Raw genomic sequence first — 15,190 nt, 5'->3', positions numbered from 1 at the left:
GCAGGATTGTTGTTCCCTTGCCAAGCCGTTATCCGTCAGCCGCTTACCCGGCCGCTACCGCTCCCTCGCTCAAGCGCAGGCAGTAAGCCGAGCCGCCTCGCTTGCCGGACACTCCATACAGGACGACCAGCAGCGTGCCGGAACTGCGGTCGATCTCTCCCGTCGCCAGGAACTGCTCCAGATCGAACGGCAGCTTCTCCAGCACCGCATGCTTCTGGAGCTCCTTCTCCCCGAGACCGAGAGCGGCGAATGCCGGCGATACATCCTCCGGATGCTCCCCGAGCAGGCGCATCCAGCCGCCCATTTCCTGCTTGTCCATCGTGAAGTCCCACCATACCTTGCGGGGCTTGTGGTTATGGCCCAGGAAGTAGTCGTACTTCATCAGGCCTTCCACGACGTCGCGGTCAAAGCCGGCCGGAGCTTCTCCGGAGTTCAGGAAGCCCTTCAGGCGGGAGAACAGATCCTCCAGCTGATGGCCGATCCTCTCCCAGCCTCTGCGCTCCCAGTAGTCCCCATACTGCTGGAAGAAATCGAAGGCCGAAGGGAATACCCGCTCGATCAGGTACAGCAGCGTGCGGTCCATGCGATGGGCATTCCAGTACTTCTCCAGGACGTCCTCCACCCGCTTGATCCGGATCAGGTCGGAGAACGGCATCAGATTGTTGCCGAGAATCTCGTAAGGCGCCTGATCCGCGTATACATAACCGTATTTGTCGGCGTCGAGCCGCAGTCCGGTGCCGCGCAGCATTTTAAGGAAGCCCAGCTGGAGCTCCTCCGGCCGCAGGTCGAAGACGTCGTTGAACGTCTTGCGGAACGTATCGTAATCTTCATGCGGCAGGCCGGCGATGAGATCGAGATGCTGGTCGATCTTGCCCGATTCCTTGACCTTGGTCACCGTGCGCACGAGCTTGTTCCAGTTCTGGCGGCGCTGAACCGCCTCGTTGGTCACGTCGTTGGTCGATTGGACCCCGATCTCGAAGCGGAAGATGCCCGGCGGCGCATGCTCGGCGAGATAATCCAGCACCTCGGGACGCATGATGTCGGCCGTAATCTCGAACTGGAATACGCAGCCGCCGTGATTCTCGATCAGGAACTTGAACATCTCCAGCGCGTAGTCGCGCTTGATATTGAACGTGCGGTCGACGAACTTGATCGTCTTGGCTCCCGCCTCGATGAGGTAGAGCAGGTCCGCCTTGGTCCTCTCGATATCGAAATACCGGACGCCGACCTCGATGCTGGACAGGCAGAACGAGCAGCTGAACGGGCAGCCGCGGCTCGTCTCGAAGTAGACGACCCGGTTCGCGAGCGATTCGCGGTCTTCCGGGAATCGGTGCGGGCTCGGCAGCTCGGCCAGATTCAGCTTGGGACGGCCTATGTTGACCAGCACCTCCGGCCCGTTCTCCCGCAGCTTGCGATAAGCAAGTCCGAAGACGAGATGGTATTTGCCATCGCCGTCGATCTCCTGCAGGAGATGGTGGAACGTCTCCTCCCCTTCTCCGAAGATGATGAAATCGACCTCAGGCAGCTTCTCCATCCATTCGGCCGTATCGTAGCTGACTTCGGGTCCACCCATCACGATCCGCACGTCCGGTGCGATCTTGCGCAGAATCCGGATGACCTTGATCGTCTCCTCGATGTTCCAGATGTAGACGGAGAAGCCGATGACATCCGGATTTTTGCTGTACAGATCGGAAACGATGTTCATCACCGGATCCTTGATCGTATATTCGGCAATCTCGATCGGGAAGTCCTTCTCCGCATAGGCCTTCAGGCTGCGGAGCGCGAGCGAGGTGTGGATGAATTTGGCGTTGAGTGTCGTTAATACTACTTTCATGGAATCCCTCTTTGCAATCGTCATTCTCCCATTCTACCCAACTTCGGAGCGAAAAAGAAGAGAGGGAGCCCTGGAAACCGTCTCTCCCGCGTCAAAATCAGCGAGCTATAGACGAGGAGCCTATGATCCCTCCGAAGCAGCCGAGCAGCTGGAATGTTCCGGAGGAGCGCCGGCGTCCGCCTTCAAGCCGGTTTTCCGCCGATAAAAAACCTCCGGACCTGGGGTCCGGAGGCGGTATGAGTCCGATGATCAGCCGCGAAGCTTGATGAGCATGTCTTCCTTGAACTGGACATCCAGAACGGCATAACGGATGCTCCACTTGCCGTCCGCGGCAGCCGTCGCTTCGCCGGCCGCATAACCGCGCGGCTCGAAATCCACTTGCTTGCCGTACATCAGGACGAGCTGGATCTTCTCTTTGGGCAGCATGCTGTGCAGCTCATAGGAAGTGTTCGTTCCCCACATGCGGAGATCCTTCTGCATCTTGGAGCCGTAGTAATCATAGAAATCCGGATTGACGTCCGCCTGGATGACCAGCCAGCCTGCCGCATCCCGCTCCGCCTTCCAGCTGGTCAGCGCCAGGTTGCCGTCGCTGCCCTGAATGCTGCCGAATTCCTTCTTCATCAGTGCCGCGATCTCGTCCAGCGAAGCCCCTTCCATACTGTCCGGCAGCGACGGCTTGAGGAACCCGACCTTGGCTGCGTCGAACTTCGCGGTGCGCAGCAGATTTTCGGCGTCCTCGGAGGAAGTCGCGAAGTTGAGGTCTGCCGTCGTGTCGTCATAGCCGGAAGTCGTCAGGCCGATGAGCTCCCCGTACTGGTTGAACAAGCCTCCGCCTGAGCTGCCATGGTCGATCGGCGTGCTCACTTGGTAATAGAAGCTTCCATCGTCATAGCCGATATTGCTGATCAACCCTTCCGACACGGTGTTCTGCAGTCCGAGAGGGCTGCCGATCGCGACGACGGAATCGCCCTTCTGCACGTCGTCGAAGCTTCCGAATACAATCGGTACCAGATCCATATCCTGCTTGGTCAATACGAGCGCAAGATCGTTCTTCTCATCCGTGGCGGCGACTCCCTGGATGTCGATCGAGCGGCCGTCGTTCGTCATGATTTTGCCCGACTTGGCGTCCTTCATGACATGCAGATTCGTCAGGATGAGGCGCGGACCGGCGACAACGCCGCTTCCTTGTCCGTAATCGGTCTGGATCAGAACGACGCTGTCGTCGTTCTTGGCGACGATCTGCGCCGTCGTCAGACGCCGCGACGCGCGTTCCTTCTCGGCTTTCGCGACGGCGGCCTCAAGCTGGGCTTCCTCCGAAGAGATCCGGACGATGCGGGATTTGGCATCCCACTTCACTTCGGCTCCCATCGTCTCGCTGACGAAGCGGATCGGGACGAATGTAGTCCCGTTCAGAATCGCGGCCGGGCTATCCAGCTTCACGGATTTGCCGTTCACGACGGCATGGGAAGCTCCAACCTTGAGGGACATGCTGAAGTAGCCTCCGCTGCTCGCAAGCAGCGTCCTCGTCTTGGAATCCCAGCTCAGCTCGCTTCCGAGCGCCTTGAAAATATCCTTCATCGGAACCATGATCGATCCCTTCAGAATGACCGGACTCATCCGCACGGCAAGCTTCTTGCCGTCGAGCATGATGACGATCGGCTGAGCCTGCGCGGATACCGCTTGTCCAGCTGCCGCTGCCGCCGGAGCGGCAGGAAGCGCAAGCAAGGCGGCGGCCAGCACGGGCGCTGTCAGCAAGGCGGCGGCTGGACGGAGAAGTTCTCCGAATAGTTTCATGTCTGGATTCAACCTCTCTCCACAACCGGCGATTAGTAAACTTCCCGTATCTTACCACCGCCGGTCCGAGGTTGTCTATGAGAATGTGTACATGAATCTATCGAATCCGCCGTTGTTTGGAATCGCCGCCGCGCGCATGCTATAGTAGAAAAACACGCATTCCAACGCGATAAGGAGAATGAATGACCATGACCGTCCCGACATCCCCGTCTCCCTTTGTGGAGCTTCTTGACATGGACCGCCACATCGAAGGCGGCTGGTTCAAGGAAATTTGGAAAGCTTCCTATCAAATTCCCCATGAAGTGCTTGGAGACCGCTATTCCGGCGCGAGGGCTGCCGCCAGCTCCGTCTACTTCCTGCTGCATCCGGGCGAGGAATCCGCGTGGCACAAGGTGCTCTCCGACGAGCTCTGGCTGTTCCACGCAGGCGGGCCGCTCGAGCTCACGATCGGCGGGCATGGAGACAAGCCCGAAGCCTCGGAGACGTTCATCCTCGGCCTGGACATCGCAGCCGGACAGACTCCGCAGGCGCTTGTCCCCGCGGGTGCCTGGCAGACGGCCCGGCCGGCCGGAGACGAGCCTGTGCTCGTCACCTGCATCGTGGCGCCGGCATTCCACTACGATGATTTCTCGATGATCGACGCTCCCGGCGAAGAGTAGGAGCAACGAAAAAAAGCTGTTCCCGCCAAGCCTCGGCATCGAGGCCCCGGGAACAGCTTTTTTCGTGGATAAGAACCCGCCGGCAGACGCGCGGCGGCTGCCATGCTGCCCCGTGAAGATGCATCCGGAAGGACGTGCGGGCAGACTCTACAGGCGGGTGAGCTCCCGCGGATACGACGTCAGGACGACAGGCTGCCCGTCAAGCCCGATATAGACGTCATCCTCGATGCGGACTCCGCCGATCGCCGGAATGTAAATGCCGGGCTCGATGGTGAAGAGCAGGCCCGCCTGCATGAGCGTCATGTTCTCTCCATGCACGGACGGCTGCTCATGGACGTCGATCCCCATGCCATGGCCGGTACGATGCGTAAAGTAGAATCCGTATCCGTCCCCTCCGATCACGCCGCGCGCCGCCCGGTCCACCTCTGCGAGCGGTCTTCCCGCCTTCACGGCGGCCAAGGCGCTGCGGTTGGCCTTGAGCACCGATTCATAGATGCGATGCTGCGAGTCCGTACCTTCCCCGATCAGGAACGTGCGGGTAATATCGGAGCAGTACCCGTCCTTGTAGACGCCCATGTCGATCAGAAGCAAGTCGTTCTCCTGCAGCTTGTAGGAGCTGGACCGGCCATGCGGCAGAGCGGTCCTGACGCCTCCGAGAACGCTCGTTTCGAAGGCCGGCTTGTCGCCGCCGAGCACGCGCAGCCGGTACTCGATCTCGGCATTGAGCTCCAGCTCGGTCACTCCGGGAGCGGCTTTGGCTACCGTCTCCGCAAGCACTTGCTCCGCGAGGGCGACGGCTTTCTTGACGAGCTCGATTTCTCCTTCCGACTTGACCAGACGAAGCCCCATGACGAGCGGCTCTGCATCGCGGAAGGCCGCTTGGCCGTACAGCCGCGCCAGCTGCAAGTACCCCGAGTAGCGCAGATGCGCGCTCTCTACACCGACGACCGACGCCTGCGACCCCGTCTCCCTCTCCAGCAGAGCGTAGGCATCATCCGTATCGCCGATCCCTACCAGCTTGCCGACCTGGGCCGCCCCGCGGGCGCTCTCCTCGTCGAGGGCAGGCACCAGAAGCGTATAACCGTCCTTGCCGGGCTCGATCACGAGCGCCATGAAGCGCTCATGCGGATCGCTATAGAAGCCGGTCAGGTAAAATATGCTGGCCGGCGAGGTCAGAATGGCCAGATCCATTCCGGACGCATTCAGCGCCTCTTTCATTTTGAGCCAGCGATGCTTGTAGGGAAGCGTATCCATCGTTACATTACCTCCGGTTCTCTTCTGCGGTTGACCTCTCGTCTGCCATTGTACCATACCAAAGGCGGGAGTGACCTGTGGATTTCGGCACTAATCAGCCCTATATGCAAGGGGAAGCCGAGAGTAGACGGAGTTGAACAAGGGAAAGGTAGGAGCAAGAGGTGAATGAGATTGGAATTCTTGAAAAATGCCTTTCTGTTTCTGGGCGGCTTCCTGAAAGTGGCCATTCTGCTGACGATCGCGATTGTCGTGATCCTGGTGCTGTGGGCTCGCCGCCGGGGGGATCGGCGTCACGGCAGCTATTTGTCCGACCATTCCGAGCAAGTCCGGGAAGCGGAGAGCCGCACTCAGCAGCAGAGCGATCGGGCTCGCCAGGAATGATCTTCCAGCCTGAAGCCGTACGAAGAACTGCCGGAACGCTCCGGCGGTTTTTTTCGTCCTTCTCCGCCGTAAGCGCAGTTGACCGGACATCCCCGGCGGGAGTAACGTAAAGGGAAGGGCAAGGAATGAGCAACGAGCGCCAGGAAAGAGAGGCTGAGCAAGCAATGTCAATTAAGCTAAGAACACCCGAAGAAATTTCTCAGATGAGGCGTGCCGGCGCCATCGTGGCGGAATGCCACAGGCAGATTGCGGCCATGATCGCACCAGGGATCACGACTATGGATATCGAGCGCCATGTCGAGGCTTATATCCGAAGCCAGGATGCGATTCCTTATACGATCGGATATAAAGGATACAAATACGCCACTTGCGCTTCCGTCAACGACGTGATCGCCCATGGCTTCCCGAGCGATGCGCCGCTTGCCGAAGGCGATCTGTGCACGATCGATATCGTTGTTCAGGCAGACGGCTGGATCGGCGATTCGGCATGGACCTATGCGGTAGGCGAGCTGCCTGACAACGCCCGCCGGCTGATGGAAGTGACCAAGGAATGCCTCGATATCGGCATCCGCGAAGCGCAGCCCGGCAAGAAGATCGGCGATGTCATGCACGCGGTGCAGAAGCATGCCGAGGAGAACGGATTCTCGGTCGTAAGGGATCTGCTCGGCCACGGCGTCGGACGGGAGCTTCATGAAGAGCCGAACTTCGCCCATGTCGGCAAGCCCGGCAAAGGCTTCCGCCTGAAGGAAGGCATGGTGCTCACGATCGAGCCGATGATCAATGAAGGCACCTGGCAGATGTTCATCGACTCCGACGGCTGGACCTGCCGCACGATGGACGGCAAGCGCTCCGCCCAATACGAGCATACGCTCGTCATCCAGGAAGGCGGACCGCTTATTCTGACGCAGCAGTAGCCTATGCGCATGCCCCATCCAGCGAGCAAAAGCCCGTTGTCCGGAAGAGCCGGACAACGGGCTTTTTTAGGTGCAAGCGGATTGGACGATCTGCCGGGAGCCGCATAACCCTCTTCCCCCTGGCAGGAAAACATAGGATCAGCCCGCGTCGGATATGGCCTTGAGAGCGGCCTTCTTCTGCGGATCCTCCTGCTGCAGCTTGGTCCGCAGCTGATCCATCAGCATATAAGCCGTCCGGTCCGTGACGACGCCGGTAGCGTCGATCTTGCTGCGGGTCTGGAAGCTCCTGACGTCCGCGTCGGTCTTCTCCCCGAACACGCCAGGCTGAGCCGCCGCGCCGTAGCCGAGCGCCTCCAGCATGGACTGGAGCGTCTTGACATGATCGCCGTAGTCGCCTTTCTTCAGCTCCTCCCCGGATGGAAGAGCCGGCAGGGATGCATACGCAGGAAGATCCACCGATTCATCCGGCTTCACGCCCTTCTTGTGGATCCACTCTCCATTCGGCGTTTTCCACTGGGCCTCGGTCAGCTTGAGCACGGAATTGTCCTTGTACTGCCCGAAGCTCTGCACGATGCCCTTGCCGAACGTCGTCGTGCCGATGACCTTGGCGCCTGCCGATTCCTTGAGAGCGGCCGAGAGGACCTCGGCCGCGCTGGCCGTCTGCCCGTTGACGAGAACGACGATGGGAAGATCCAAGGCTGTCTTCTGCTTGGAGTAGTATTTCTGGACTTTCTTGTCGTCCTTGTAGTCGACCTCCAGAATCATCTTGCCCTTCGGAATCAGCTTGTTCGCGATGTCGATTGTCGGCACGAGCAGGCCGCCCGGATTGGAGCGGAGATCGAGGACGAGTTTTTTCATCCCCTTCTTCTGCAGCTCCTCGAACGATTTGTTGAATTCCTTGGCCGTCGACTCGGCGAACCGGCTGATGACGATCTCTCCGACGCCTCCCTCCAGCATCGCAGAGGTAACGGTCGTAACCGGAATCGGCGCGCGCGTGAGCTCCACCGTAAGCGGCTGGCTGCCGGTCCGGGACAGCGTCACCTTGACCTTGCTCCCCTTCTCGCCGCGCAGCAGGCTGACGAGCTTTTCCATCGTGACGCCCTTGACCGGCGTGCCGTCGACAGCCGTAATCTCGTCGCCAGCCAGCACGCCGCCCTTCTCGGCCGGAGTTCCCTTCATGACGCTGTCGATCAGGTAGCGGTCCTCCTCTTGGCGCACCTGCACCCCGATGCCGACAAACTCCGGCTGGTAGCTCTGGATATAATCCTCGCCTTCGCTTCCCGGCATATAGGTGGAGTAAGGGTCGCCCAGAGCCGCCACCATTCCCTTCGCCGCCCCGTTCAGCAGCTCGTCGGGCTTCGTCCCGAACAGAAAATCCTTCTTGATTTCTTTATAAGAGGCGTTGAAATTGCCGAATACCTTTTCCTTGATCACCGGATACTGGATGACCATCGACAGCCTTCCCGCTCCGAATCCGATCGCCAAGGCCGCGATCGCCCCTGCGACGCACCAGGTGACAAAGCGCTGCCTGGCAGCCTCGCTGCGCATTTGCTTCATGTCTGATCTCTCCGCTCCGCCCGCCTGGGCTGTTGTTCTCCTGCCCGAATCGGTATCCCGACCGGTGGATCCACGTTTTTCCCTCGCATGCGCGTCCCGTCCGTCAGACGGAGAGAGCCGCTTGCTTGTGCTACCTACTTTATCCTATTTGGGCGGAGCATTTCAATTTCCATCCCCTTGAAGGCATCGGGGCGACTCCGTTACAATGAGGGATAGCTTGCCGAACCAGATAAAGAGAAGCGACAGGAAACGGAGAGATAGCCGATGTACAAGCTGATTGCCATCGATGTGGATGATACGCTGCTGAACGACAACCTTGAAGTGACTCCCGCCACACGCGCCGCTCTGACGGCCGCGCTGGATCGCGGAGTGACCGTAACGCTCGCTACCGGGAGGATGTTCGCTTCCGCCCGCCAGGTCGCCGAGGGGCTGCGGCTCAATGTGCCGATCATCACCTACCAAGGCTCCCTCGTCAAGACGCTGCTCGACGGACAGGTGCTATACGAGCGTTATGTGCCCTCGGACGCTGCTGCCGAACTTGACCGGTACTGTGTCGACAAAGGGCTGCATCTGCAGCTGTACGTGGACGACAAGCTCTACGTCCGCGAGGAGAACGAAAAGGTCAAGGACTACGCCCGCCAATCCAAAATACCGTATATCGTCGAGCCCGACTTCAGCTCCCTGCTGAAGCAGCCCTTGCTCAAAATGCTCATCATCGACGAGCCGGCCTATCTCGACGAGGTCGCGTCAGACCTGCAGCCTCTCATCGGCGGCACGGTCCATATCACGAAATCCAAGCCGCATTATCTGGAATTCATGCACAAGGAAGGAACCAAGGGACATGCCCTGAAGTTCATGGCGGAGCATATCGGCTGCTCCATGGAGGAGACAATCGCCATGGGAGACGCCTGGAACGACCGCGAGATGCTGCAGGCGGCCGGCCTCGGCGTCGCGATGGCGAATGCGCAGCCGGCTCTCAAGGAGCTCGCGGACTATGTGACGCTGTCCAACAACGAGGACGGGGTCGCGCATGTCGTCGACAAATTTATCTTGAACCCTGCTTGACGGAGCAGGAGATGAAAAGAGCGTACCGCAGCTGCGGTACGCTCTTTTTGCGATGCTGCCGGCGCGGCTAGATCATGACCGGCATCGGATCGGTCTTGAGCTTGTTCTCCATGATCCAGCTGTCATCCGCATTGAACAGGTAGGCCCGGTGCACGAGCACATCGACCTCGTCGCCAGGCTTCAGCACTTCCTTCTCCAGCGAGCGGTACGTGATCAGCTTGCGGCCTCCGATGTCCAGCTCCACCATCCATTCGCTGCCGCGGAAGTGGATATGGCGGACCTGGGCTCTCATCGTCGCGGAAGCGAGCGTGATTTCTCCCGGCTTGCCGATCTCGATATACTCCGGACGGATCAAGCCCTTGACTCCGGCCCAGCTCGCCGCTTCCTCGAAGCCCCTGAGGGACGCCACGTCTTCGATCGTCGTCGATTCGCCGATGAACTCCGCGACGAACTGCGTTTCGGGCTTCTTGTAAATATCCCAAGGGGAACCCTTTTGCTCCAGCCGCCCCTTGTTGATGATCATGATCTCGTCCGCGACCTCGATCGCCTCGTCCTGGTCATGCGTGACGAAGATCGAGGTGATGCCGACGCGCTCGATCATCTCCTTGAGCCAGGTGCGCAGCTCCGTGCGGATCTTGGCGTCGATCGCCGCGAACGGCTCGTCGAGCAGCAGCAGCTGCGGCTCCGGCGCGAGCGCCCTTGCGAAGGCGACGCGCTGCCGCTGTCCGCCGGACAGCTGGGACGGATAGCGATGCTCGAAGCCCTTGAGGCCGGTCAGCTCGATCAAGCTCATGACCCGCTCTCGAATCGCGCTCTTCGACTGCTTCTTGACCTTCAGGCCAAAGGCGACGTTGTCGAAGACGGTCATATGCTTGAACAGCGCGTAGTTCTGGAACACGAAGCCGATGCCTCTCTCCTGGGGCGGCTGTTCGTTGACCCTTTTCCCGTGAATGATGATATCTCCGGAGGTCGGCGACTCCAGGCCGGCCAGCATGCGCAGAATCGACGTCTTGCCCCCTCCGCTCGGTCCGAGCAAGCCGATCAGCTGCCCCTTCTGGATGCCGAAGCTGACATCCTGCACCGCCCGAAAGTCTCCAAAGGACTTGGTTAAACCCTTTACCTCAATATGCATGATCATGCACTTCCCTTCGCTAGCCGGGTTCCGTTCGAACTGCTTATCGATAGAATATTCCTATTAGGTTACTTGGTATTAATGCTAATGTAGCAGAAGCCTTCCTTTCCCGTCAATGGATATGTCAGATCGAACGGCAAAATAGGCGAGGTCGTGAGAGCATGGTTCCAATCATGCAAAGCTGCAAAGTGCAGCATTTTTGGCAGAGTTAAAAAAAAACGCCTGTCCCCATGGACAGGCGCTTCTCGGATAGAACGATACATCTGCGGCTTCATTCCGTCTTCTCGGTCACGTAAAGCTCTTCGCCGCTCATGATGACGCTCTGACCCTGAGTCAGATCCGTCATCCACGCCGCGAAGTCCTCCGCCTCCCGAGCGGCAGGCAGGCAGCGGACCCGCACGCGGTCGGTGAACTCGACGCCGTCCACGAGGATGGCTCTGGCATGCAGCTCGTTCTCGAGCTTGCCGTACCAAGTGTAGTCCACGTCGACGAAAACCTCGCGGTGAAGGACGTTCGTGATCGGGCCGGCTGCCTCGATCGCCGCGACGGCTCCGTCCGTATAAGCCCGGATAAGGCCGCCCGCGCCGAGCATGATGCCTCCGAAATAGCGGGTCACCACGATCGCGACGTTCTTCAGCCCTTGATGCTTGATCACCTCGAGGATCGGCTTGCCGGCGGTGCCGCTCGGCTCCCCGTCATCCGACTGCTTCTGGAACTCGTCCCGCTCGCCGACGATGTAGGCGGAGCAGTTGTGCGTGGCATTCCAGTGCTGCTTCTTGATCTCCTCGATGAAAGCGACCGCTTCGGCTTCGCTCGCGACGGGCCTGCCATGGCCGATGAAGCGGGATTTCTTGATGACGATTTCCTTGACGCCGGGCTCCCTCAGCGTCTTGTACCGGTCAAGCATGCGGCTGATGCGGCTAAGGCGGCCCTTACAGGCGCGCTTCGAGCTCCGCTTTTTCCTTCTCGTAGCCCGGTTTGCCGAGCAGCGCGAACATGTTCTTCTTGTACGCTTCGACACCCGGCTGGTCGAACGGGTTCACGCCGAGCAGGTAGCCGCTGATGCCGCAGGCTTTTTCGAAGAAGTACACCAGGTAGCCGAAGGTGTACGGCGACAGATCCTTGATGCCCACGACAAGGTTCGGCACCTGGCCGTCCGTGTGCGCCAGCAGCGTTCCCTCGAATGCTTTTTTGTTGACGAAGTCCATCGTCTTGCCGGCAAGGAAATTAAGGCCGTCCAGATCGTCCGTGTCGGCTTCGATCGTGATCTGCTCGGTCGGCTCGCCGACTTGGATGACGGTCTCGAACAGGTTGCGGTTGCCTTCCTGGATGAACTGGCCCATGGAATGCAGGTCGGTGGAGAAGTCGACGGCAGCAGGGAAGATGCCCTTATGGTCCTTGCCTTCGCTCTCGCCGTACAGCTGCTTCCACCATTCCGACACGAAGTGGAGGGAAGGCTCGTAGTTGACGAGGATTTCGGTCGCTTTTCCTTTGCGATACAGGGAATTGCGGGCCGCGGCATATTGGTAGGCCTCGTTCTCATGCACGTTCGGATTGCTGTATTCCTTGGAAGCATCGGCTGCGCCTTGCATGATGGCGTCGATGTCGATGCCGGCAGCGGCGATCGGCAGCAGGCCGACAGCCGTCAGCACGGAATAGCGGCCGCCGACGTCATCCGGAATGATGAAGGATTCATAGCCTTCCTCGGTCGCCAGCTTCTTGAGCGCGCCGCGCGCGGTATCCGTCGTGGCGTAGATGCGCTTGCGAGCTTCTTCCTTGCCGTATTTCTTCTCCAGCTCGCCGCGGAAGACGCGGAAGGCGAGAGCAGGCTCGGTCGTCGTGCCGGATTTGGAGATGACGTTGATCGACCAGTTCTTGCCCTCGAGCGCCTGCAGCAGGTGAGTCACATAGGTGGAGCTGATGTTGTTGCCGGCGAAGAAGATCTGCGGGCCCTTGCGCTGTCCGTCCGGCAGGATGTTGTAGAAGGAATGCGACAGCATCTCGATCGCAGCGCGCGCGCCCAGGTACGAGCCTCCGATGCCGATGACGACGAGCGCCTCGGAGTCGGATTTGATCTTTTCGGCGGCCGCCTTGATGCGGGCGAATTCTTCTTTATCGTAAGCGTTCGGCAGGTCGATCCAGCCCAGGTAGTCGGAACCTGCTCCGGTTCCGTTGTGCAGCTGCTCGTGCGCGAGGCGGATCGGGCCCTCGAGATTGTCGATCTCGTTCTGGCCAAGGAATCCAAGCGCTTTGCTGTAGTCGAACTGAATGGTTTTGCTCATGACTGGTACAGCCTCCTCATCTCGTTCGGGTATTTATGTCGTCTTCCGGCAGCGGCGTGCGGGCCGGACCCATAAGCCCTCAGGCATGTCCTAAGAATACTGGATTACGGTATCGAAGACAAGTTGCCGGAGACTCCTTCATGCAAGATTCACGAAGCCCGGAGTAGTCCGCTGGAGGCAGGCTTGTGGTATGATGAATGTGATTTCCGCCTCTGCCGCCGCGCAGGCGCGGATCAGTACGATGAAAGTCGGTGAATCGCCATGACAAAACCTTCGATCGCCTTTATCGGCCTCGGAACGATGGGTGCCCCGATGGCATCCAACCTGCTGAAAAAAGGATTCCCGGTCTCCGTATGGAACCGGACTCCCTCCAAATCGGAGGAGCTTGCCGCCGAAGGCGCGCGCGCCGCGGCTTCGCCCGCCGACGCTGTCGCCGAAGCGGATGTCGTCATCACGATGCTGAGCAACGACGATGTCGTACGGGAGCTGTACCGCGGAGAAGGCGGCATTCTCGCCTCCGTCCGTCCCGGTACGGCGCTGGTGGACAACAGCACCATCTCCCCCGCTCTTGCCCGGGAGCTGGCGGATGCGGCGAGCGAAGCCGGATGCGGCTTTCTCGACTGCCCGGTTACGGGCAGCAAGCCCGCTGCCGTAGGCGGCACGCTCGTGTTCATGGTCGGCGGCGAAGCCGAGCTGCTGGAGCGTGTCCGTCCCGTTCTGGAGGCGATGGGCCAGAAAATCGTCCATCTCGGTCCTTCCGGCAGCGGCTCGGTCGCCAAGCTCGGCCACAACACCATTGTCGGCATCAACAATCTGGCCCTTTCCGAAGGCCTCTCCATCGCCGTCAGCGGCGGCCTGGATCCAGCCAAGTTCCTGGATATCGTCAAGGCCGGAGCGGCGGGCAGCAAGGCAGCGGAGCTCAAGTCGCCCAAGCTGCTGGAGCGCGACTACAGCGTGCAGTTCTCGCTGGCTCTCATGCTCAAGGACCTCAAGCTTGCTTCCGCTTTGTCGGACGGGCTCAGCGTGCCCACCCCGATGCTGGAAGCAGCCAAAAGCCTGTTCCAAGCCGCGAACGCGGCCGGATACGGTGAGGAAGACCTGATTGCTGTATCGCGTGTGTACGAGCAATGGATCGGCCGCGGGCTCGACGGCGGTAAATAAAACGTAACCAAACAGGCTCCAGAGCGGCGATGCCGCCCTGGAGCCTGTTTGTGTTTCAAAGCGCAGAAGGCCTGATGGCCTGCGCTAAGCGCAGCCGACCGGCGAAGCTGGCGGAACCCTTCCGCAAAAGAGCCAGCGTTCGCCTTTGAAGACGGATTCCATCCCTGTCTTGCTTGTTCAGGGAATCCGGCTTCAACCGCGATCGGAGGAAGGGTCCGCCCGCGCAGCAGGCCCTGTTCTTGACCAGGCTCTGCCGATCGGCGGAGCTGGCGGAACCCTTCCGCAGAAGCGCCAGCGTTCGCCTTTGAAGACGGATTCCATCCCTGTCTTGCTTGTTCAGGGAATCCGGCTTCAACCGCGATCGGAGGAAGGGTCCGCCCGCGCAGCAGGCCCTGTTCTTGACCAGGCTCAGCTGATCGGCGAAGCTGGCGGAACCCTTTCGCAGAAGCGCCAGCGTTCGCCTTTGAAGACGGATTCAATCCCTGTCTTGCTTGTTCAGGGAATCCGGCTTCAACCGCGATCGGAGGAAGGGTCCGCCCGCGCAGCAGGCCCTGTTCTTGACCAGGCTCAGCGGACCGGCGAAGCTGGCGGAACCCTTTCGCAGAAGCGCCAGCGTTCGCCTTTGAAGACGGATTCAATCCCTGTCTTGCTTGTTCAGGGAATCCGGCTTCAACCGCGATCGGAGGAAGGGTCCGCCCGCGCAGCAGGCCCTGTTCTTGACCAGGCTCAGCCGACCGCGCAGCGGAGAAGCTATCCGCTTACTCGCTGATATAGCTGCAGCAGTAATCCGTCACGCCGAGCACCTCGAGCTTGAAGCGGCTGTCGGCAGGCACCGTGAATTCGCCTTCGCCTTGGATATGAATCCATTCATCGGAGCCCGGAAGCTGCACCTTCACATTGCCGGCGAGAATCTCCATGATTTCCTTGCTGTCGGTGCCGAACTCGTATTCTCCCGGCAGCATGATGCCGAGCGTCACTTTCGAACCGTCCGGAAGCAGCACGGTACGGCTGGTTACTTTTCCTTCGAAGTAGACATTCGCTCTTTTGACGGCGGTTACGTTCTCGAATTGGGACATGACGGTATGAGCTCCTTCATTAAAAATAATAGAAAATAAAGGTTAGGATAACAGCTTCGTCAAGCTTCTTGAGTCCGTTTA

The 15,190-nt window shown here is 59.8% G+C and carries 13 protein-coding genes; 5 read left to right on the top strand and 8 right to left on the bottom strand.

What is annotated here, in order from left to right; translation table 11 throughout:
* Positions 1-43: 43 nt before the first annotated feature.
* Positions 44-1,834, bottom strand: a complete 1,791-nt coding sequence (locus AC06G8_RS06765) for a B12-binding domain-containing radical SAM protein (protein WP_480284802.1) — start codon at positions 1,832-1,834, stop codon at positions 44-46.
* A 249-nt stretch (positions 1,835-2,083) separates the two neighbouring features.
* Entirely contained in the window at positions 2,084-3,628 is a 1,545-nt protein-coding gene (locus tag AC06G8_RS06760) for a stalk domain-containing protein (protein ID WP_480284801.1), read from the bottom strand.
* A gap of 182 nt (positions 3,629-3,810) precedes the next feature.
* Between AC06G8_RS06760 and AC06G8_RS06755 the strand changes: the two genes are divergently transcribed.
* Positions 3,811-4,287: a cupin domain-containing protein gene (locus AC06G8_RS06755; protein ID WP_447664898.1), complete on the top strand. Its 477-nt coding sequence runs from the start codon at positions 3,811-3,813 to the stop codon at positions 4,285-4,287.
* Positions 4,288-4,434: 147 nt separating this feature from the next.
* Here AC06G8_RS06755 and AC06G8_RS06750 read toward each other — a convergent pair whose 3' ends face one another.
* Positions 4,435-5,541: a M24 family metallopeptidase gene (locus tag AC06G8_RS06750; RefSeq protein WP_480284800.1), complete on the bottom strand. Its 1,107-nt coding sequence runs from the start codon at positions 5,539-5,541 to the stop codon at positions 4,435-4,437.
* 165 nt (positions 5,542-5,706) lie between these two features.
* Between AC06G8_RS06750 and AC06G8_RS06745 the strand changes: the two genes are divergently transcribed.
* Positions 5,707-5,922: a hypothetical protein gene (locus AC06G8_RS06745; RefSeq protein WP_447664895.1), complete on the top strand. Its 216-nt coding sequence runs from the start codon at positions 5,707-5,709 to the stop codon at positions 5,920-5,922.
* Between the two features lie 164 nt (positions 5,923-6,086).
* A complete protein-coding gene (gene map, locus AC06G8_RS06740; RefSeq protein WP_447664894.1) occupies positions 6,087-6,836 on the top strand; it encodes a type I methionyl aminopeptidase in 750 nt (249 codons plus the stop codon).
* 138 nt (positions 6,837-6,974) lie between these two features.
* Here the strand turns inward: map and AC06G8_RS06735 are convergent, their stop codons facing one another.
* Positions 6,975-8,393 carry a S41 family peptidase gene (locus AC06G8_RS06735; protein ID WP_480284799.1) on the bottom strand — a complete coding sequence of 473 codons (1,419 nt, stop codon included), beginning with the start codon at positions 8,391-8,393 and terminating at the stop codon, positions 6,975-6,977.
* A gap of 264 nt (positions 8,394-8,657) precedes the next feature.
* Here AC06G8_RS06735 and AC06G8_RS06730 point away from each other — a divergent pair, with 264 nt between their 5' ends.
* Positions 8,658-9,458, top strand: coding sequence for a Cof-type HAD-IIB family hydrolase (locus AC06G8_RS06730; RefSeq protein ID WP_447664891.1), 801 nt, complete (start codon positions 8,658-8,660; stop codon positions 9,456-9,458).
* Positions 9,459-9,525: 67 nt separating this feature from the next.
* Here AC06G8_RS06730 and AC06G8_RS06725 read toward each other — a convergent pair whose 3' ends face one another.
* From AC06G8_RS06725 to AC06G8_RS06715, 3 genes are all read right to left on the bottom strand, one after another.
* Positions 9,526-10,590 carry a sulfate/molybdate ABC transporter ATP-binding protein gene (locus AC06G8_RS06725; protein WP_480284798.1) on the bottom strand — a complete coding sequence of 355 codons (1,065 nt, stop codon included), beginning with the start codon at positions 10,588-10,590 and terminating at the stop codon, positions 9,526-9,528.
* Positions 10,591-10,861: 271 nt separating this feature from the next.
* Entirely contained in the window at positions 10,862-11,497 is a 636-nt protein-coding gene (locus AC06G8_RS06720; protein ID WP_480284797.1) for a YigZ family protein, read from the bottom strand.
* Between the two features lie 25 nt (positions 11,498-11,522).
* Positions 11,523-12,872, bottom strand: a complete 1,350-nt coding sequence (locus AC06G8_RS06715) for a glucose-6-phosphate isomerase (RefSeq protein ID WP_480284796.1) — start codon at positions 12,870-12,872, stop codon at positions 11,523-11,525.
* Between the two features lie 261 nt (positions 12,873-13,133).
* On the opposite strand from AC06G8_RS06715, the gene AC06G8_RS06710 reads away from it, so the two are divergent.
* A complete protein-coding gene (locus tag AC06G8_RS06710) occupies positions 13,134-14,033 on the top strand; it encodes an NAD(P)-dependent oxidoreductase (protein ID WP_447664887.1) in 900 nt (299 codons plus the stop codon).
* Between the two features lie 758 nt (positions 14,034-14,791).
* On the opposite strand, the gene ppnP is transcribed toward AC06G8_RS06710, so the two are convergent.
* Positions 14,792-15,109, bottom strand: a complete 318-nt coding sequence (gene ppnP / locus AC06G8_RS06705) for a pyrimidine/purine nucleoside phosphorylase (protein ID WP_480284795.1) — start codon at positions 15,107-15,109, stop codon at positions 14,792-14,794.
* Positions 15,110-15,190: the final 81 nt, after the last annotated feature.

The organism is Paenibacillus sp. SJS-P3 (genome assembly GCF_056711585.1).
The sequence above is the reverse complement of the archived record's forward strand: the minus strand, read 5'-3'. Positions and strand labels throughout refer to the sequence as shown.